The sequence below is a fragment of the Lunatibacter salilacus genome (assembly GCF_009797935.1).
GTDB classification, from domain to species: domain Bacteria; phylum Bacteroidota; class Bacteroidia; order Cytophagales; family Cyclobacteriaceae; genus Lunatibacter; species Lunatibacter salilacus.
Genome location: NZ_VOLC01000020.1, coordinates 1 through 19,046, shown reverse-complemented (window position 1 = coordinate 19,046; position 19,046 = coordinate 1). Strand labels below are relative to the sequence as shown.

21 protein-coding genes are annotated in these 19,046 nt (G+C 42.2%); 12 read left to right on the top strand and 9 right to left on the bottom strand.

The window, feature by feature from the left end:
- The 4 genes from FQ608_RS21890 to FQ608_RS21880 form a co-directional block, all read right to left on the bottom strand.
- Positions 1-648 carry a DUF7255 family protein gene (locus FQ608_RS21890; RefSeq protein WP_158860637.1) on the bottom strand — a complete coding sequence of 216 codons (648 nt, stop codon included), beginning with the start codon at positions 646-648 and terminating at the stop codon, positions 1-3.
- 11 nt (positions 649-659) lie between these two features.
- Positions 660-1,121 carry a DUF2452 domain-containing protein gene (locus FQ608_RS21885; protein ID WP_158860636.1) on the bottom strand — a complete coding sequence of 154 codons (462 nt, stop codon included), beginning with the start codon at positions 1,119-1,121 and terminating at the stop codon, positions 660-662.
- On the bottom strand, positions 1,114-1,275 hold the full coding sequence (locus FQ608_RS27305) for a hypothetical protein (protein WP_199856444.1): 162 nt from the start codon (positions 1,273-1,275) through the stop codon (positions 1,114-1,116). The genes FQ608_RS21885 and FQ608_RS27305 overlap by 8 nt, the downstream gene beginning before the upstream one ends.
- A gap of 70 nt (positions 1,276-1,345) precedes the next feature.
- On the bottom strand, positions 1,346-1,933 hold the full coding sequence (locus FQ608_RS21880; protein WP_234364325.1) for a rhomboid family intramembrane serine protease: 588 nt from the start codon (positions 1,931-1,933) through the stop codon (positions 1,346-1,348).
- A gap of 94 nt (positions 1,934-2,027) precedes the next feature.
- Between FQ608_RS21880 and FQ608_RS21875 the strand changes: the two genes are divergently transcribed.
- From FQ608_RS21875 to FQ608_RS21865, 3 genes are all read left to right on the top strand, one after another.
- On the top strand, positions 2,028-2,372 hold the full coding sequence (locus FQ608_RS21875; RefSeq protein WP_158860635.1) for an Hpt domain-containing protein: 345 nt from the start codon (positions 2,028-2,030) through the stop codon (positions 2,370-2,372).
- Between the two features lie 236 nt (positions 2,373-2,608).
- A complete protein-coding gene (ggt, locus tag FQ608_RS21870; RefSeq protein WP_449405374.1) occupies positions 2,609-4,309 on the top strand; it encodes a gamma-glutamyltransferase in 1,701 nt (566 codons plus the stop codon).
- Between the two features lie 136 nt (positions 4,310-4,445).
- Positions 4,446-6,194, top strand: coding sequence for an ABC transporter ATP-binding protein (locus FQ608_RS21865; RefSeq protein ID WP_158860633.1), 1,749 nt, complete (start codon positions 4,446-4,448; stop codon positions 6,192-6,194).
- 68 nt (positions 6,195-6,262) lie between these two features.
- Here FQ608_RS21865 and FQ608_RS21860 read toward each other — a convergent pair whose 3' ends face one another.
- Entirely contained in the window at positions 6,263-8,812 is a 2,550-nt protein-coding gene (locus FQ608_RS21860; protein WP_158860632.1) for a phosphoenolpyruvate carboxylase, read from the bottom strand.
- 241 nt (positions 8,813-9,053) lie between these two features.
- Here FQ608_RS21860 and FQ608_RS21855 point away from each other — a divergent pair, with 241 nt between their 5' ends.
- Genes FQ608_RS21855 through FQ608_RS21815 form a run of 9 tightly spaced genes read left to right on the top strand, consistent with a single transcriptional unit; the run spans position 9,054 to position 16,085 of the window.
- Positions 9,054-11,360, top strand: coding sequence for a putative monovalent cation/H+ antiporter subunit A (locus FQ608_RS21855; protein ID WP_158860631.1), 2,307 nt, complete (start codon positions 9,054-9,056; stop codon positions 11,358-11,360).
- 3 nt (positions 11,361-11,363) lie between these two features.
- Complete coding sequence (locus FQ608_RS21850) at positions 11,364-11,774, top strand: Na+/H+ antiporter subunit B (RefSeq protein ID WP_158860630.1); 411 nt, start codon at positions 11,364-11,366, stop codon at positions 11,772-11,774.
- A 2-nt stretch (positions 11,775-11,776) separates the two neighbouring features.
- Complete coding sequence (locus FQ608_RS21845) at positions 11,777-12,130, top strand: Na+/H+ antiporter subunit C (protein WP_158860629.1); 354 nt, start codon at positions 11,777-11,779, stop codon at positions 12,128-12,130.
- A complete protein-coding gene (locus tag FQ608_RS21840) occupies positions 12,127-13,641 on the top strand; it encodes a proton-conducting transporter transmembrane domain-containing protein (RefSeq protein ID WP_158860628.1) in 1,515 nt (504 codons plus the stop codon). The genes FQ608_RS21845 and FQ608_RS21840 overlap by 4 nt, the downstream gene beginning before the upstream one ends.
- Positions 13,642-13,652: 11 nt before the next feature.
- The gene (locus FQ608_RS21835; RefSeq protein WP_199856443.1) at positions 13,653-14,132 is read left to right on the top strand and encodes a Na+/H+ antiporter subunit E; all 480 of its coding nucleotides are present in this window, start codon (positions 13,653-13,655) and stop codon (positions 14,130-14,132) included.
- Positions 14,129-14,404: a cation:proton antiporter gene (locus tag FQ608_RS21830; RefSeq protein WP_158860627.1), complete on the top strand. Its 276-nt coding sequence runs from the start codon at positions 14,129-14,131 to the stop codon at positions 14,402-14,404. The genes FQ608_RS21835 and FQ608_RS21830 overlap by 4 nt, the downstream gene beginning before the upstream one ends.
- Positions 14,397-14,774: a monovalent cation/H(+) antiporter subunit G gene (gene mnhG / locus FQ608_RS21825; RefSeq protein ID WP_158860626.1), complete on the top strand. Its 378-nt coding sequence runs from the start codon at positions 14,397-14,399 to the stop codon at positions 14,772-14,774. The genes FQ608_RS21830 and mnhG overlap by 8 nt, the downstream gene beginning before the upstream one ends.
- On the top strand, positions 14,771-15,919 hold the full coding sequence (locus FQ608_RS21820; RefSeq protein ID WP_158860625.1) for a lactonase family protein: 1,149 nt from the start codon (positions 14,771-14,773) through the stop codon (positions 15,917-15,919). Before mnhG ends, FQ608_RS21820 begins: the two co-directional genes overlap by 4 nt.
- A 28-nt stretch (positions 15,920-15,947) precedes the next feature.
- Complete coding sequence (locus tag FQ608_RS21815) at positions 15,948-16,085, top strand: hypothetical protein (protein WP_158860624.1); 138 nt, start codon at positions 15,948-15,950, stop codon at positions 16,083-16,085.
- A gap of 261 nt (positions 16,086-16,346) precedes the next feature.
- Here FQ608_RS21815 and FQ608_RS21810 read toward each other — a convergent pair whose 3' ends face one another.
- From FQ608_RS21810 to FQ608_RS21795, 4 genes are all read right to left on the bottom strand, one after another.
- Positions 16,347-16,898: a helix-turn-helix domain-containing protein gene (locus FQ608_RS21810; RefSeq protein WP_158860623.1), complete on the bottom strand. Its 552-nt coding sequence runs from the start codon at positions 16,896-16,898 to the stop codon at positions 16,347-16,349.
- 11 nt (positions 16,899-16,909) lie between these two features.
- A complete protein-coding gene (locus FQ608_RS21805; protein ID WP_234364324.1) occupies positions 16,910-17,185 on the bottom strand; it encodes a type II toxin-antitoxin system HigB family toxin in 276 nt (91 codons plus the stop codon).
- Between the two features lie 516 nt (positions 17,186-17,701).
- Complete coding sequence (ltrA, locus tag FQ608_RS21800; RefSeq protein WP_158860621.1) at positions 17,702-18,817, bottom strand: group II intron reverse transcriptase/maturase; 1,116 nt, start codon at positions 18,815-18,817, stop codon at positions 17,702-17,704.
- A gap of 4 nt (positions 18,818-18,821) precedes the next feature.
- Positions 18,822-19,046 (bottom strand): hypothetical protein (locus FQ608_RS21795; RefSeq protein WP_158860620.1); only part of this gene is annotated, 225 nt, incomplete at its 5' end.

Sequence of the window (19,046 nt, the reverse complement as noted above, 5' to 3'; positions counted from 1 at the left end):
TTATGACTCCAGTTTTCGCTGAAGCCATTTGCCGATTATTCCCATGGTGGACTCACTTGGATTTAACAGCAGTTGGTCAATCTTTTTCAGACTTCCCCCAGTCATTATTGTTTCGTACTCCGGAATGCGAACCAATTTAAAGCCATGCAGGCGGGAAATAAGGTCATATTGCATGTCGTTGTATGCGTTTAACTTCCATCCCGAAGAACCATTGCCACTAAGATCACCCGATTCCTCCGATCGGCCAAAGCATCTAGTTGCCAACGGGGGACCATTCCATATCCGATCTTGAAGACCTGCCTGTAAGCAGGCTCTTTCCTGTTGCCTGCAAAGGCGCTCGTAAGCTACTGCCCAAGGATAGGTGAAAACCAGGTACATTTCATTTTTTAGAGTAAGTGATCTATATCTATTAAAATGAACAGCATTATCAAATAAGAACAAATGCCTGTCTATGGCAAAATCAAACCGTAACGAGGACAAACGTATTGCCTTGTCCTTACCACCCAATTGATTGTAACTTGACCGCAACCATTCCATAGACTTTTTGTCAAATAGGCTTTCGCTTATTTCCAATGAAAAATCAGGTTCATATCTGATGTCAGAGAAATCTAGGGTTCTAAGGAGGGATTGTACTTTTATATGGTGCACGATGTTAATTCCTAATTATCTTCACGAATAATTTCCCACGTATGATCTGCCAAAAGACGGATTTTTGCCACAAATTCATCATAAGGCTTTTTCCTTCCCCATTCTTGAGGGGATACCATACTCAAAAAGTCCCTGCCGTCTTCCCTAAGATAAAGATAATACACGTGGTTGATTAAAGGTTCAAACCTTATATCTGCCAGATAAATCCGCTCAGAAATCTCTACCCGCTGTTGGATGGACTTGGCCTGATCTGCCAATAGCTGCATTTGGGCGTATATCTGTGCCATCTGCATATCCGTCTGGGAATGCATGGCTGCAACAGCTTTCCCCGTAATTTTACCCTTATCTTCAGGCTTAATTAGAGCACTCCCAGCCTGATGGGCATATGGTAAAAGGCCAGGCTGGTCTGTTATTTTTTCCGCCATTTTTTCCAGATCTATGGCTGATAGATCAATCTTCGTTCTTTTACTCATCTTTATTTATTTCCACTTCCGGCGCCATACGTTCCTTAAGATTACCTTTAGAACCTGGAAAGGTGGTTTTCCTGGACATGTCCCATCCGATTAAGCCAATGATTATTAAGAATATCGCTCCTAGAATCAAGAATATCATTTTATTTTTGGTCATGTTTGATCTTTATTACACAAAATTAACCTTCCTCCCGCAAACAAACTTACTCTTCTTCAAAAAGTTCATTTCAGTAGCTGCTTAAATATTTTTTCTTACTGGAAAAAAAAGCCATCATCATGCCCACAACTGCACCGGCAAGGTGGCTTTCCCATGATATCTTTTTATCTGTTGGCAAAACCCCGTAAATAATGCCCCCATAAAAAATAATTATAACAACAGATATCATAATGGACTTTAACGATCCTCTAAAAAATCCCAAGGCAATCAGGAACATCGCTAAGCCATAGACCAATCCACTCGCTCCTATATGATAATAAGGTCTTCCGAATAGCCATACGATGAAGTTGGTCATAAAATAACAATAGAAAAAAACCTGATCTGCTACCCTATCATAGAAAAAATAGAGACTACTGCCCAAAATGATTACTGGAAAGATATTGGCATACAGGTGCATATTGCTCCCGTGTATCAGCGGGGCAAAGGCCACCCCAATTAGGCCTGAGTATACGTTGGGCAAAATCCCCAAAAATCCCAAGTCAGTATGAAACAAAACCTGAATGAAAAAGACCAACAACATCAGTAGCGAAAACCGGAACGGGACTACCGTACTTTCTCTTAGTCGGTTATAATAAGACGTACTTTTTTTTTGCCCCACTTTGTTTTATTACCAATCAAACTTATTTAGTTTTACAAACTCTAACCTAAGTAGGTTAGTTCACCTCTTATTGATCCATTTTTTTATAAACACCATGTATACATTAATTGAACCTGAAAGAATTTTTCATTTTTTTGATGATGTTGAGACAGTCAATGAGATGCTGAACCTTATTCTACTTACAAATGTAGAAGAATTGAAAAGCTTACAGCAAATTTATAACAGTGGAGATTATGATAAAACTCGGAAAACATGCCATAAGTCCAAGCCAACAATGCTCTATCTTGGTGCTTCACGTATGAAGAATAGTTTGGAGAAATTGGAACGGAATATTCCCGAAAAATTCAATTTGCTTTATCCGGTTTTTCTGGAAGAGCTTATTTTGCTCGAAACAGAAGTAAAAGCTTTTTTGAAAGAAGTTAACTCCCGTGCCTTTTAAATCCACAATGATTACATCCGCTCCAATTGTTTACCTTTGTCCAAGGTTTTAATGCTAGGACCATAGCAACCTAATTTTTCCAAATTATTAGCAAAAATTAAAAGAATAGATCCCATCTTTACCCATATTTCAACAAAATAGTGATTTATTTATTTTATACCCATTATTTATCACAGTTATTTATTTAATTTGCTTTGTACAAAGAATGTACATACTTCAACCACCGACAAAAATATATGAAAATGAACTGTTTGCTAAAGAAACTAAGTCTACTAGTTCTTATAGGGCTGATACTATCCTGTTCAGCTGAAAAAGAAGAGCCGGTCATAGGGTTAATAACCGAAAAGGCAATGGTGGTTTCTGCCCATCCCCTTGCCTCGGAGGTGGGTTCAGCCATACTCAAAAAAGGAGGTAATGCCATAGATGCGGCCATTGCTGTCCATTTTGCTTTGGCTGTGGTCTATCCGGAGGCAGGTAATATTGGTGGTGGTGGTTTTTTTGTGATACGGGACAAAGACGCCAACTACCACAGCCTGGATTTCAGGGAAAGGGGTCCGCTCAATTCCCACCAGGACATGTACCTCGATGAAAACGGGGAAGTAATTGAGCGAAAAAGCATCAAAGGACATCTTGCTTCGGGTGTTCCAGGAGCCGTGGATGGCATGGTCAAGGCATTTGACAAGCTTGGGAGTCTTCCTTGGACCGAATTGGTGCAGCCTGCGGTAGATCTTGCCGAAAACGGATTTGAACTAACCGCTGATGAAGCTGCCAAATTTAACAGAGCAGTTGAAAATTTCCAGACCTATTCAAGTATAGACCCTGTGCAATTTACCGGAAAGACGTGGAAAGAGGGAGATGTATTGGTCCAATCGCAACTCGCAGAGACGTTAAAGCTTATCCGTGATAATATGCGGGAAGGATTTTATTCGGGACCTACTGCTGCCTTTATAGCCGCTGAAATGGAACGTGGTGGGGGAATAATTACCCTGGAGGACTTGGAAAAGTATGAAAGCACATGGAGAGAGCCACTGATTGGAAATTATAAGGACTACAAAATCATAACCATGGGTCCTCCGAGTAGCGGCGGTCTAATTATCCTGCAAATGCTCGGGACCATGGAAGAATATCAAGTATCAAACGATAAAGGAAAATATCCAGATTACATTCACCTGAAAACTGAGATGGAACGAAGGGTATACGCCGATAGGGCAGCCTATATGGCAGACATGGATTACTACCCGGTTCCGGTTTCCGATTTGCTAAGCAAAGAATACCTTAAGGATAGATTCCTCACCTTTGATCCGGAAAGGGCTACCTCCTCTGCCAGTATTCAGGAGGGGAAATTACTTTCAATGAGTGAAGAGACTACCCATTTTTCAGTAATTGATTCCATGGGGAACGCAGTAGCCTGCACGACGACATTGAACGGAGGAATGGGTTCTTCCGTGGTGGTAGATGGTGCCGGTTTTATATTGAATAATGAGATGGATGATTTCTCCATCAAGCCAGGCCATCCCAATATGTTTGGCGTGCTTGGTGGCGAGGCGAATAAAATCGAACCGGGAAAACGGATGTTAAGCTCCATGACACCGACGATTCTGGAAAAAGGCGGGGAGCTCTTTATGGTAGTAGGTACACCGGGTGGATCCACTATTCCAACGTCCGTTTTTCAAGTCATCGTCAACGTTATCGAATTTGACATGGGTATGCAGGAAGCAGTCAATGCAAAACGGTTTCATAGTCAGTGGCAACCGGAAGTAATATCCTATGAAGAAGGAGCCATGGACGAAAGGCTCCAATCCACGCTAGAGGCGAAGGGACACGTTTTTGTAGAACGGGGAGGTATTGGACGGGTAGATGCCATCCTAAAATTACCCGATGGTACTTTAGAGGGGGGAGCCGACCCTAGGGGAATGGATACTGCAGCAGGGTTTTAACCCATATTAGAAAAGCTTTTAAGCAAAACCGTGGTATATTCTGATCAGAAGATGCCACGGTTTTGCTTTTTTGTCTAATTCGGAAACAGATACTTTCTCCAAAAAAAGTTACCTTCGGGAAAATTTTCTCCCATTCATGGCTCAAAAAAAACTTCCCGGCAAAGTTACCATAGGTAAGGTATTTAAAACTATAATTTGGCCTAGAAAAAAGCACCTTTTAGTAGGCTTGATTCTTATTGTCATTAGCCGACTGTCCGGCCTCATCCTTCCCTGGGCGAGCAAATACCTCATTGACGATGTTATTCCATCCAGTGATTTTGATCTTCTCAAATGGCTTATTGGGGCAGTTGTTCTCGCTGTAGTAATCCAGTCAGTCACCTCCTATGCCCTCACCCAAATCCTGAGTGTAGAGGCCCAACACCTCATATCCAAACTTCGTGCTCAGGTACAGGCCCATATCATTAAGCTTCCTATCCGGTTTTTTGATACTGCTAAAACCGGAGAGCTGGTATCCCGGGTTATGACAGATGTGGAGGGTGTGAGAAACTTGGTGGGAACCGGTTTGGCACAAATGGTTGGAGGCGTGCTTACCTCTATTATCTGTTTGGTTTTGCTGATTACCATAAGCCCTTCCCTGACACTGTTTGTTCTAATACCAGTAGGTATTTTTAGTCTGATTTCACTGAAGGCCTTTGGAAGTATCCGGCCTATATTTCGGGAAAGGGGCAAGATAAACGCAGAGGTAACAGGCAGACTAACCGAAACCTTGGGGGGCATCCGGGTAATTAAGGGCTTTAATGCGGAGGCCCAGGAAGTCGCTACCTTTGAAGAAGGGGTGAACAGATTGTTTTTGAATGTAAAAAGTAGCCTAACTACTACCAGTTTTGTAACCAGTGCCGCTACCCTCCTACTCGGATTGGCATCGGCAGGAATCATGGGCATTGGGGGTTATATGATTATGGAAGAAACCCTTACGTTTGGGGATTTCCTTGCTTTTACCCTTCTTTTGGGATTCATGATTGCACCTATCTTGCAGATGAGCAATATAGGAAGTCAGCTCACTGAAGCGTTTGCAGGGCTAGACCGTACGGAAGAATTGATGAATCAACCCATTGAAGCCGACCCAACCAAACGACAGTTGCGGATTCCGCAGATAGATGGGGATATCCGGTTTGAAAATGTATCGTTTGGATATGATCCTGAAAAACCTGTGGTGCAAGAAATTTCATTCCATGCTCCTGCGGGATCCGTGACGGCTTTGGTTGGCAGTTCGGGATCGGGTAAGACTACCATATCCGGTTTGGTAGCCTCCTTCTTAAATCCGGGAGAGGGTAAAATCACTGTTGACGGCCACGACCTTCAACAGATCAGTTTAGATAGCTACCGCAGCCAATTAGGCGTTGTTCTGCAGGACGATTTCCTGTTTGAAGGCACCATTAGGCAAAATATTCTCTTCCCCAGACCGAATGCGACGGAAGATCAACTGAAGGAGGCTGTAAAAGCGGCATATGTTGATGAATTTGCTTATAGATTTGAGGATGGGCTTGACACATTAATTGGAGAACGTGGTGTAAAGCTTTCAGGCGGTCAAAGACAGCGACTCGCAATAGCCCGGGCAATCCTAGCTGATCCGAAGATCCTGATATTGGATGAAGCAACCAGCAATCTGGATGCGGAAAGCGAGCAGTATATACAAGCCAGTCTTAAGGTCCTGATGAGGGGGCGCACCACCTTTGTGATCGCCCACAGGCTGAGTACTATCCGGCAGGCGGACCAAATCTTGGTAATAGAAAAAGGAAGAATTGTGGAGCGGGGAAAACATTCCGAGCTTATAGCCAAAGAAGGACGCTATTTTGACCTGTATACCTATCAGGCTAGAATTTAAATAAGAAAACCCTGCGTCCAACTTATTTTAAGAGGAACACAGGGTTTTTTTATGAACTTTAACAAAGATCAGGCAGCATTTCTGGCTGCATTGATGATTCCAAACATGGTTCTTAAGATCAACTTTTGCAAATCCGCGTTTTCTTGACCCTTTTCAAGGATATCCTGAATAGCATATTGCTGAATGGTAATCAGTGGCAATACGATTTTCTCCCGAATGCCAATGGACTCTTTGCTTACCTGATTATCTTCCAACAAATGCAACATATTGGATACCTTCAGGATATTTTTAAGGGAGCGTTGGTATTCGTCAAACAAGACGTTCCAGAAGCCTCCGAAGGTTTCATCATCCTTCAAATATGCGGTTGCCGGATAGAAAGACTTTGCCAAAGACTGCATGGAATTGCCTAACAGAGATCTGAAAAATAGGGAATCAGCATAGAGTTTTTTAACCTCGTCTAGTTTGCCCAATTTTTCCATTTTTTCGATTGACCTGCCCACACCGAAAAAACCTGGGATATTTTGTTTCATCTGAGCCCAAGCTCCCACAAAAGGTATTGCCCGTAAATCCTCAAATTTCATTCCACCACCCCCGCTTCGTTTTACTGGTCTTGATCCGATATTGGTCATACCAAAAAACTTGAGCGGTGTCACATGTTCCAAATAAGGGACGAATTGTTTGTGACTTTTAAGTTCTTTATAAGCCTCATAGCTGTACCCAGCCATTTCTTCGATCAGTTCTTTTTGCTTTTCTGTAAGACTATTTTCGCTGGATGGATACAGGTGATTTTCTAAGCCTGCGCTAAGCATTTGTTCGAGGTTATAGGTACAAGATACCTGCTTACCATAATTGGATGAAATAGTCTGACCCTGAATGGTCACCTGAATTTCCTTATTCTCCACATTCGGTCCGAGGGAGGCATAGAAATTATGTGTATTTCCACCACCACGTGCCGGTGGGCCTCCCCTTCCGTCAAAGAACACCAAATCAATTCCCTCTTCCCGTGCTCCTTTTGTCAATGCCTCCTTGGCCATCAAAATTGACCAGTTGGCACGAATGTAACCGCCGTCTTTGGTACCGTCACTAAAGCCCACCATTATGGTTTGCTTATTGTTTCTCTGAGAGAGATGCTCCCTATAAAGCTTGTTATGGTACAGTTGCTTCATAATTCCCGGTGCGGCTGCCAAGTCGTCGATCGTTTCAAACAGGGGTACAATATCTATCCCGAGTTTTCCCCCATCCGCCAGCAGAATCTTCGCCAACTGGTAAACTTCCAGCATATGCCTTACGGACTGATTGTTGGAAATGATATACCTGTGACATCCCATAGGTCCATTATTGGTCTGAATGTAGTTGATGACTTGGAAGCTTTTTATCATTTCCTGATGAAAGGCATCCTCCATTTCCTCAGTTTTGGGCAGTTTGGTGTAATTCAGGATTTTCTCAACCTGCTTTTCTTCGGTTGCTTCCAAGAACTCCCTATGGGCATTTTTCCCTTCCATCTTTAAAATCACTGTTTCCCAAAGGTCATCGTGCTTTCTACTGTCCTGACGGATGTCCATACTGGCAAAATGAAATCCAAAGAGGCGTATTTTTAAGATAAACTCATCTAAAATCTCCAGAAAGAGGCCTCCATGATCTTCAATAATCCCCTTTCTTGCGCTATATAGGATTTCCAACAGTTCATCCTTGGAAGTAAATTTATTCTCCCCACCGAACAGCGAGTCGTAAATCCCTTTTTCGGCTTTTATAAGAAAATGTTCCACATTGCGGAAAGTCAATCTTCGACGGACTTTCCGAATATCCCTGTAGTAGCATTTCAGAATTGAATTTTGCAGCTTATCAGCAACTTTTTCAGTGATGTCGTGCGTGACATAGGGATTCCCGTCCCTATCACCTCCCGGCCAAAAGCCTACTTTCAGTAAATTGGGATTTTCCCAATCGTGCAATGGAATGTCCAATTGGGTGAGGATGCGCACCAACACGTCGGAAATACTCGGGTAAAAGACATTTTCTAAAAACCAACACAAACTGACAGCTTCGTCATAAGGTGTGGGCTTTTCTTTGTTGATAAATCCTGTTTTACCCAACTGTTGTAACAATCGGTCAATCATCCCTAAGTCATTGGATCGAATGGCCGATTCCAGATCAGTTATAATAGCTAGTACGTTGCCGGGATAAAATTGGGTGGGGTGTGCTGTAAGCGTGAGGCGAACCGAAAAGGTCCTCAATTTTTCAATGAGATCTGCCTTTTTGTGGTCATTCTCTGCCCGAGCAATCAATGCACCCATGGTGCCCTTACCTTTGATGTCATTGAATTTTTCAAATGCGGAATCTTCAATGGAATCGAACAACACTACTTGCCTTTCGATATACTGCACCATCTTAAAGAGCATGTCGTGCCTCTCCTTGTCAGTTTTGTCAGCAAGCATTTCGTCAAAAAACTGGTGTATAATCTCTTTGGGGCTCTTGTTCTTTTCAAACCCACTCTGGCATATACTTGTTAGCATTGGCAGTAATGTACCTGTCCGGTATATATTGTCAAAAGGTAAATCTAAAAAGAGACTGTTATATATTGTAAACCTTTTGGCTACTTCTGTCTCGTATGCATGAGGCATGGTTCGATTGGTTATGGTGAACGTTCAAATTACTCAAAAATGGTCATTTTTTCCGTTCTAACATATTTTCTAGTCCATTAAATTGTCATAAAACAAAATTTCATGAAGTAGAGTCTTAAAAATCAGCCTTTTATTTACCCATCTTCACCATTACCCCAAATTCAAATTCAATTTCTTTCTACGGGGTAATTTTATTTTCGTATTTTTAGCCAATTGAATCCAACCATTTAATTTTAAATACATGCTGTTAGCGGTTCTTTCTGGGTTTTTCGTTGCGTTAGGTTTACCTTTAATCATTAAGGTATTTAAAGGACCAAATACGTTATGGGTTTCCCTTTTTCCACTGAGTTTATTTATCTATTTTATCAGTAAACTACCGGCCATAAAAGACGGGGAAACGCTGAGTTCATCTTGGGCTTGGGTACCTAGCTTGGGTATTGGATTGGATTTTTACCTGGATGGATTGTCTCTGCTATTTACCTTGCTGATCACCGGCATCGGGACCTTGGTATTTGTGTATACCTCATCTTATCTGAAAGGACATATTTACCTCGACCGATTTTATGCCTACCTGTCACTTTTTATGGCGTCCATGTTAGGTTTAGTTTTGGCGGATAATATCATTACCCTCTTTATTTTTTGGGAATTGACGAGTATCAGTTCATTCTTTCTGATTGGCTTTAATAACGACAATGAAGCTTCGAGAAAATCAGCATTGACTGCCCTATCTATTACAGGTTTGGGCGGGTTTTTCTTGCTGACCGGCATGGTCACGTTGGGATATGTGGCGCAGGAATATCAAATTTCGGCATTGGCCACTTTATCGGAGGAAATTCAGGCCAACGCTTTATATCCGTTGATCTTGGTGATGGTATTTGTTGCCGCATTCACCAAGTCCGCCCAATTTCCCTTTCACTTCTGGTTACCGGGAGCTATGAAGGCTCCAACTCCAGTGTCTACCTATTTACATTCGGCGACTATGGTAAAGGCGGGCATTTACTTGCTTGCCCGGTTTACTCCTATATTGGGAAATCACGAATGGTGGAATGGACCTCTAATTATCGTCGGCAGCATAACCATGGTCTATGCCGCAATTCATGCCATATTCAGGCTTGATCTGAAAGCAATCCTTGCCTATTCCACCATTTCCGCCTTGGGGATTTTGGTTTTTTTAATTGGATTGGGTACGGACGAGGCCTTATTGGCTGCAGGTGTATTCATTTTAGTCCACGCTTTATATAAGGCCACCCTGTTTCTTGTAACGGGGATCATTGACCACGAAACAGGAACCCGGGATGTTTCGAAATTATCAGGATTGAATAAAGTGATGCTTCCGGTGGGAATTGCGGCAATTCTTGCGGCAATATCCAACGCAGGAATCCCAGCAAGCTTCGGATTTATTGGTAAAGATCTTATTTATGAAGCCACCCTTCACCTTGGAAACATGGGATATGTGTTGACCGGTTTGGCGGTAATCACAAATGTTTGCTTACTATTTGCCGGATTTCTTGCCGGAATTAAACCCTTTATCGGACCATTACCTCCAGCATTCTCCAAACTCCACCTACCACCGGCCACCATGTGGGTACCCCCCTTGATTTTGGCTTCTCTGGGAATGGTTTTTGGGTTGTTCCCCATGGTTGTCGATACCGCATTAATCAAACCCATTGTTTCTTCCATGACCTTGGGCACCCCTACTTTTGAGTTAAAAATCTGGCACGGATTTAATATCGTTCTACTACTCAGTTTATTGACCATTGGATCAGGTATCGCATTGTATTTTATACTTAAACCGTCAGAAGTTCTTTTCGCCAAAGCAACACGCTTCGAGAAATTATCCCCAGAAAGTGCCGTCAATCAGTTTGCAAAAGGTTTTGTATCCTTTTCTTCCAAGTGGACTAATTTTTTCCAAAATGGTTATTTGAGGTATTACCTTATAACTATCTTATCTTTTCTGTCTCTGTTATTGGGCTATCGGTTGTTTTACGGGGTCGAAATATATGTGGACACCTCTACCCTATCTGACATTACACTTTATGAGGCTGTTATTGTCCTTATAATGGCCGCGGCGATATTTTTTACAGTGTTCTCCAAATCCAGACTCACAGCAGTGGCTTCCATGGGAGTAGTCGGTTATTGTTTTTGCTTGATATTTCTTTTTTATTCGGCTCCTGATCTTGCCATGACCCAGTTTTCAATAGATACCCTGACGGTAATTCTATTCGTTTTGGTACTTTATAATCTACCCAAATACCTAACCCTCTCCGACACCAGAGACCGAATTCGGGATGGATTGCTTTCCCTAATTTTTGGCGCCCTTATAAGTATTCTAACCCTTGAGGTTATGAATGAAACCGTAACCAAGGATATCACATCGTATTATGCGGAAAACGCGTATATCTTGGGCAAGGGAAAGAATGTCGTGAATGTCATTTTAGTCGACTTTAGAGGCTTTGATACCATGGTAGAAATCACCGTGCTTGCTATTGCCGCACTGGGTGTATTTAGTTTGTTAAAATTAAGGCTCAAAAGCATTGAAAAAGAATAACCTATGAAGACGCTTATATTCAAAACCGCCTCCAATTACCTTCTACCACTGCTTCTCCTATTCGCTGTTTTCATTTTGCTGCGGGGCCATTATTTGCCTGGGGGGGGATTTGTTGGAGGATTGATCGCTTCCATTGCCTTTGTGATCCACTCTTTTGCAAATGGACTGGAGACAACTAGAAAAATTATCAAATTCCATCCAGGATTTCTTATGCCCGTTGGACTTACAATTGCGTTGGTAGCAGGGGCGGCACCATGGCTTTTTGGAATGCCTTTTATGACCGGGTTATGGATGGATGAGCCAATTCCTGTCATTGGACTGGTAGGTTCTGCCTTGTTTTTTGATACAGGTGTATTTTTGGTGGTTATTGGGGTAACGCTTACTATTATATTTACCATTTCTGAAGGACTGTAGACATGGAAATATTACTTGTGATCCTAATCGGACTATTATATGCCGCAGGAATCTACATGATCCTGAGAAGAAGCCTTGTAAAATTAATCATCGGACTGATACTTTTGGGTAATGGAGCGAATATGCTGATTTTTCTACTGGGTAAGATTGTCAAGGGTAAGCCCCCCATTATTGAAGCTACTGGTAAAGCCTTGGAGGGACTCTATGCCGACCCAATCCCCCAAGCCCTTATCTTGACTGCGATAGTAATTAGCTTTGGCCTCCAGGCTTTTGCCATTATCTTGGTGAAAAGGGCCTACAAAGTGATAAAAACTGATGATTTAGATGAAATGAATGCAACTGACGAAGACTTATGAGTAGCCCTTTTGTAGTTTTACCCATTATATTTCAACTTTTCTTAGCCGTGCTGCTGATGTTTTGTTGGACGCAAAAAAACCTGCAAAAATTAATCAGTGTAGTCGGCTCTCTAGTTGCGGTGATTATTTCAGTTGTACTGTTTGCTGCGGTTTGGAAGGAAGGAATTTATACCACACAGGCAGGCAACTGGGTTGCGCCTTTTGGAATTACCTTTGTGGCAGACACTTTTAGCACGCTGATGGTGTTGTTGACCACATTGGCAGGCTTAGCTGTATCTGTATTTTCGGTAGGCAGTGTGCGAAATGCCCGGATTAAATTTGGATACTTTCCTATATACCATTTCCTGCTAATGGGATTAAATGGAGCCTTTTTGGCCGGTGATATCTTCAACCTTTATGTATGGTTTGAAATTATCATCATTTCGTCTTTTGTATTAATTACAATAGGCGGTGAGAAAGCCCAATTGGAAGGTGCTGTGAAGTACGTTACCATGAACCTATTGGCTTCGGTGGTGTTTCTTACAGCCATAGCAATTTTATACGGTCTTACCGGCAGCTTAAACATGGCCGACCTTTCGCTTAAAGTAGCCGAGATTGAAAACAGGGGATTAGTCAATGTGACGGCCATTCTATTTCTGGTAGGCTTCGGAATCAAATCAGCGGTATTTCCTTTGTATTTTTGGTTGCCTGCATCATATCATACACCACCACCTGCTATATCTGCCATATTTGGCGGACTGTTGACAAAAGTGGGGGTATATGCACTCATCCGGGTATTTACCCTGATTTTTATTCCGGATGAATTTATGATAAACCTCATCAGCGGTATGGCTGCCATCACCATTCTATCCGGCGGCATCGGTGCACTTATCCAAAACAATCTCCGTAAAATTTTCAGCTACTTAATCATCTGCCATATCGGATTCATGATTGCAGGTTTGGGTATATACACCGAAACGGCATTAATCGGATCTGTCTTTTACCTTACCCATGACATCATTGTAAAGACTACCCTCTTTATGGTAGCCGGATTGATCTTCAAGATCAAAGGAACCTACAGCCTTCGGCTTTTGGGCGGATTTTACAAAGAATATCCAAAGCTTTCGCTACTGATGTCCATTTCGCTGTTTTCTCTCGTTGGAATTCCGCCCTTGTCCGGATTTTGGGCTAAATTATTTCTAATTGAAGGAGGCCTATCGGTAGGTAATTATTGGTTGGTGGGTTTTATTTTACTAGGAAGTTTCCTTACTTTATTCATTATTGCCAAAGTATGGGCGGGGGTATTTTGGAAGGACAGTATACATATACCCGTAAAGATGCAGGTCAAATACTTCCACGAATTAAAACCACTAAAAAGACAGGCCATGGTTGGTTCCATTATTTTCTTGAGTGTACTTTCCCTAAGCATTGGCTTTGGTGCAGAATATGTCATTCAAGTGGCATCAAAAGTGGCTGAATCCCTTATGAATCCACAGGATTATATACACGCAGTATTAGGTCAAACTAATTAACCTCCTACCCCATGATAAAAACCCGTTTTTTAAGTAATTTACTCCTCTCCTTCATTTGGTTGGCGGTAACGGGTACCTTTACCTTTGAGAACTTTGTATTTGGCTTTGCTCTTAGCTTTGTTCTTATGTGGTTAATAACTACCAATCGCCGGGAGGAAAAATACTTTAGCAGAGTACCGAAACTTATAGGTTTTATTTTCTTCTTCATATATGAGTTGGTCAAAGCCAATATCCAAGTTGCCTATGACGTAATCACTCCGAAGTATTATATGAAGCCGGGAATAATACGGATTCCACTGGACGCAAAGTCAGATTTGGAAATAACACTCTTGGCAAACTTGATTTCCCTTACACCCGGTACGCTTAGCTTGGATGTCTCCGACGACAGAAAAGTGCTTTATGTACATGCCATGTATGTAAATGACAGGGATGAATTTATTGATGAAATCAAAAATGGATTTGAAAGAAGACTATTAGAAATTCTGCGATGAACTTATACGACTACCTGTATTATGTAATCTTACCGGTTTTGGCCATTTCTACCGTTATTATTTTTATACGGTTTCTGAAAGGCCCTACCTTATCGGATAGAGTGGTTTCCCTAGATCTGCTTCTGACAACCGGTATTGGTATCATTGCAGTTTACAGCATCCATACCGACCAACCAACCTTTCTGGATATCGCCATGATTTTGGCCTTGATAGCCTTCTTGGGTACGGTGGCATTTTCTTATTATTTAGAAAAACGAGAAAAAAATGAATGAGATCTTTATATTTATCCTAAGCACCATGGGAGCTCTGTTTATTTTGCTGGCAGCAATCGGTGTCGTACGTATGCCGGATTTGTATTTACGTATTTCCGTAACTACCAAAGCAGCCACGTTGGGGATCGGGTTAATACTTGGCGCCGCCGCCATCTACTTTGGTGACACGGCCATAACCTCCCGTGTAATGGCAATTATTTTGTTTATGCTTTTAACCGCACCTGTAGGTGCGCATATGATAGGCAGAGCTTCTTACTTTACGGGTGTTAAGATGTGGCTGGATTCCCAATACGATGACCTCAAGGATCAATATGATCCAAAAACCCATAAACTTTCCAGTGAAGAAAAACCTGAAGATAAAAAGATATGAAAACTTTCCTTCCTTCGCTTGCTATCGGCTTTATAGCCCTGGCATGCAGCAGTCCGAAAACAACTGAACAAACCCAAGAAACTATGTCCTCGCCAAAATACTCTTTTGTATTAGGTTCGTATACCAATGAACCCGAACAGGGAATTTACCTTGTTGAATTTGATCCGGAGGCAAAAACATTGGAAGTAACAGCCACCGCTTCAGAACCGGAGAATCCATCCTTTGTTGCGGTAAATAAAGCCCAAAACCGGGTGTATTCGGTAGAGGAAACAGGTGGTGAAGATGGCGGAAAAGTAAGTGCTTTTAAGATGGAAAGGGGTGCCTTTGAAAAGATCAATACCGTTTCTGCCAAAGGCAACGGACCCTGCTATGTTACGTTAGACCCCAGCGAGCGCTTTGTTGTGGTCGCAAATTATGGCGGAGGGAATTTCTCGGTTATTCCCGTTAACTCAGACGGAGGAGTTGATGAAGCCGTGCAAACAGTTAATCACAGTGGCAGCAGTGTAAATCCGAGAAGACAGGACAAGCCTTATGTCCATTCAGCGGTATTCCACCCATCCGACACTAAATTGTTTATCGCAGATTTGGGTACGGATGAGGTAGTAGTCTATGATTTTGATGCTACGCAAGACTCTCCCCTGACAGAAAACCCAAGTTTTAGGCTAAGAGTAGAGCCCGGTGCGGGTCCACGGCATATGGTTTTTAACAAATCAGGAGACCGCCTTTACCTTATTCATGAAATTACGGCCGCTGTGGGCGTATATGCCTATGAAAATGGATCACTTACGCATCTGGAAACCCAAACACTGTTACGGGATGGATTTGAAGGAAATATAGGTGCTGCGGAAGTGCGAATTTCGGAGGATGGCAAATTTTTATATGCTTCAAACAGGGGCGACGCAAATGAATTGATTGCTTTTGAAATTTCCGAAGAGGGGAAATTGACCCATATCCAAACCGTTTCCTCCGGTGGCATGGCACCGAGGAATTTTAACCTTACCCCTGACGGAAAATATCTTTTGGCAGGAAATCAGGGAAGCAATTCGCTGTTGGTTTTCAGCAGGGATCGGGAAACTGGGTTGATTACGCCGACAGATACAAAGCTGGATATCAATAAGCCGGTTTATATTAGGTTTTTGAAGTAGGGGTGATCGGGAATTCACCCTAGAAAACATGCCACGGCATAAAGATGGGGAGGTGTTATATTCTATTCTGAGGAATGAGGAAGGTATGGTGGAGAAAAACCCGATGATTGTGTTGTACAGGTTAAATACCACCCTCTCAAACGACAATAATGTAAGTGAGGAGTAGTTGGGTCAGAAGAGAAGTTCAGAATAGCAATTGAGTGATGAAATTAGTTTAAGTGCTGAACGAAAGCACTTTGATTCAAAATTCATAACCCATAACTATTTTAACCATATAAGGTGAGAAATATCTCTCTAATTGTCCTGAAGTAGTCAGTGGCCCTACCCCAATTGCGGGATCAAGGTGCATCCAACTTTAATGTAAAGCGAATCTTCGAATAACCATTTCGTCCCCAATGTTTTACGATCAATCGATTCGCCGTTGATATTACACCAATTCCGTCTTTCTCAATCCAAGTTTTGGCTTGTTAAGTTTCTTAATCGATTCCATTAGTTTATCTCTTGTCTCAGATTGAAGAAAAGTGGGAATTAAAATAGTTAGGTTAATCCCTAAAACCCGATGGATAATTACCAAATCTTTTAATGTGAATTGAGATATACCATTTACCAATTCAGACATATATGATTTAGGATGAGCTAAGATTAATCCTAAATCCTGTTGAGTCATATCATATTCCTTCAGTTTTTTTCTAATGAACTCTTTACGCTTATTGATGAATTTCTGTTCATAATTCACAAGTTCCTTTGCTTTATCAGACTCCTCTACTTGGAAATCGGTAATGTTATCAAAATCAGACCATTCTCTATCTTCGTAGTCTTTAATCAAATCACGGAGCTTTTGTCGAATGGGTTTTAGATCTGGATTCTCATTTATCATTAAACGCAATTTTCGCTCAAGTAAAGATGCCTTTTGTAAATCATACTCATTTCCCAGTCGTTCAATGTTAGCAAGCTCTTTTATGTCAAGAATATCTTTCATAATTACAAATTTTAAATCCAATTATTATCTCTTAACCACTTTTTAATAACATTACGATTGTTTTTAAAATTCAGTTCGTAATCATCATGACTTCCTGCCCAAACAATCGTTGCTTCTCCACTTTCTTCAAACTCAATCAAAATCAAAGTTCTATGAATATTTATATCGAAGAAGTAAAACTCTCCTCCATAAACACAATCTGCATCAGGGCGTTTTTCGATTAACTCATGAGGCGTTTTCCAACTACTGTTCTCAATGTCAGTAATCAATTCATGGACAGCTTTCACCAATTTTGAGTTTCCTCGGTTTTTCCGAATTAGTTTACCCAGAATGTGCTTATTTATAACTTTCAACTCATTTTATTCTAATCATTTTATAACAAAGGTAGAAAATAGTTCGGAATATATTAGAACATTTTTATGATTTTGCATTTTCTCAATTGCCTACAGCCGGTCAGGCGGGGGAATTTACTCACTTTCTTTAATTGCCTCAAAAGGTGTTCGTGATTTTCAATTCACACCCACGTTCCGACAGCCTGCCCCGCAAAATTTCGGGGATTTCTTATGCCTTGGTGTAGGCAGACAGATTTATAAATCTCTTGGTACAAAAGTACCTGAGGAGAACCAATTTCCATTGTTCAAACAAACCCGGATAGGTTTTGTACTGGTGCTTGAGCCATCTGACTGCCGCCATTTTGTTCAATCCCTTCTCCCATTTGATCCATTTGAGCAGTCGGTGGTTGAGTTAACTCCATACTTCCCGCATAGCCTGTCCCGTTTTTTCGGGAGGTCTCCTCTTAGCTTCTAATAGTAGTTGAGCAGTCCCCTGATAACCGGGTTTAGACGCTTGGCAACCTCCCGAAAATCCATGCGCCACTTGTGGATTTTCAGTTCCCTGAATTTCGCCAGTATTGATGTTCTTGACTTGATGCTGACAAACGTGCCCGGCAACAGCATGCCCTGCCCCTTGACAGTCTGCATGGATGCTTTGATCGTAAAGCCCAGAAAGTCATACTTCCTAGGATATTTGGTCTCTGACCAGCCCCTCAGGTTGACAATCTTGGTTTTCACTGGATGCAGTTCCAAGTAGCAGGCATTCATGCGTTGGCTGATTTGCCTTAGCATGAACTTCGCCTGTTTCTCGGTCTTGCAGTGTACCACTATATCATCCGCATACCGCTCAAATGGTTTCTCCGGATGGAATCTCTTCATCCATTCATCAAAAGCCACATGAAGATATAGGTTTGCCAATAGTGGGCTCACAACCCCTCCTTGGGGTGTACCGTCAACTGTTTCCACGAACTCTGCCTCCGCCATGATCCCCGCCTTCAGCCATCTGGACACATACATCGCTACCCATTCGTCCTTGCAGTAATGCGTCAGGGCTTTCATCATCAGGTCATGGTTGATATTGTCGAAGAACCCTTTGATATCCAGGTCTACCACAAAGTCATGACCAAAACAGTTTCGCTCTGATTGTTTTACCGCTTGGTGGGTACTCCTTTTAGGCCGATAACCAAAGGAACTCTCATGGAAGAGTGGTTCAAGCTGTCTTTCCAAGTGCTGACGGACTACCTGCTGGGCGATACGGTCGAGAAGGGTCGGTACCCCCAATTTGCGGACACCGCCATCTTTCTTGGATATTTCCACCCGCTTGACAGGTACGGGAAAATAACTCCCCGAGGTCAGTCGGTTCCATAGTTTATACAGGTGTGAGGTTAGATCTCTGTCCAGCTCCTCCCAGTCCATACGGTCTATGCCCGCTCCGCCCTTGTTCGATTTTACTTTCTTGTACGCCTGCCATACCATCAACTTGGTAATTGGTTGCGATTTTGTTTCATAGTAGTCTGTCATCCCAAATTGATTGGTTGTAAACTGGTTTGAAACCAAAACATGTCCAGCCCTTCGCTCCACTCCCATTTACTCACAATGTAATTATTCTCATCGGTGTTCGTGAATGCTGACGCATTTCAGGAGCTTCAACACTACTACGGCTGGATCTGCCCAACCCAACCACGGGTGCGGGTTTCCTCTCTCGATTTGGCCTGACGGCATGGAGTTCACTTGTTCCTTGAAATGGCCTGTACTGCGTTCCTGCCAACTTTACCCCGGATGCGGTGTGGCCGGTATCTTCCGGACGTCTGCCACA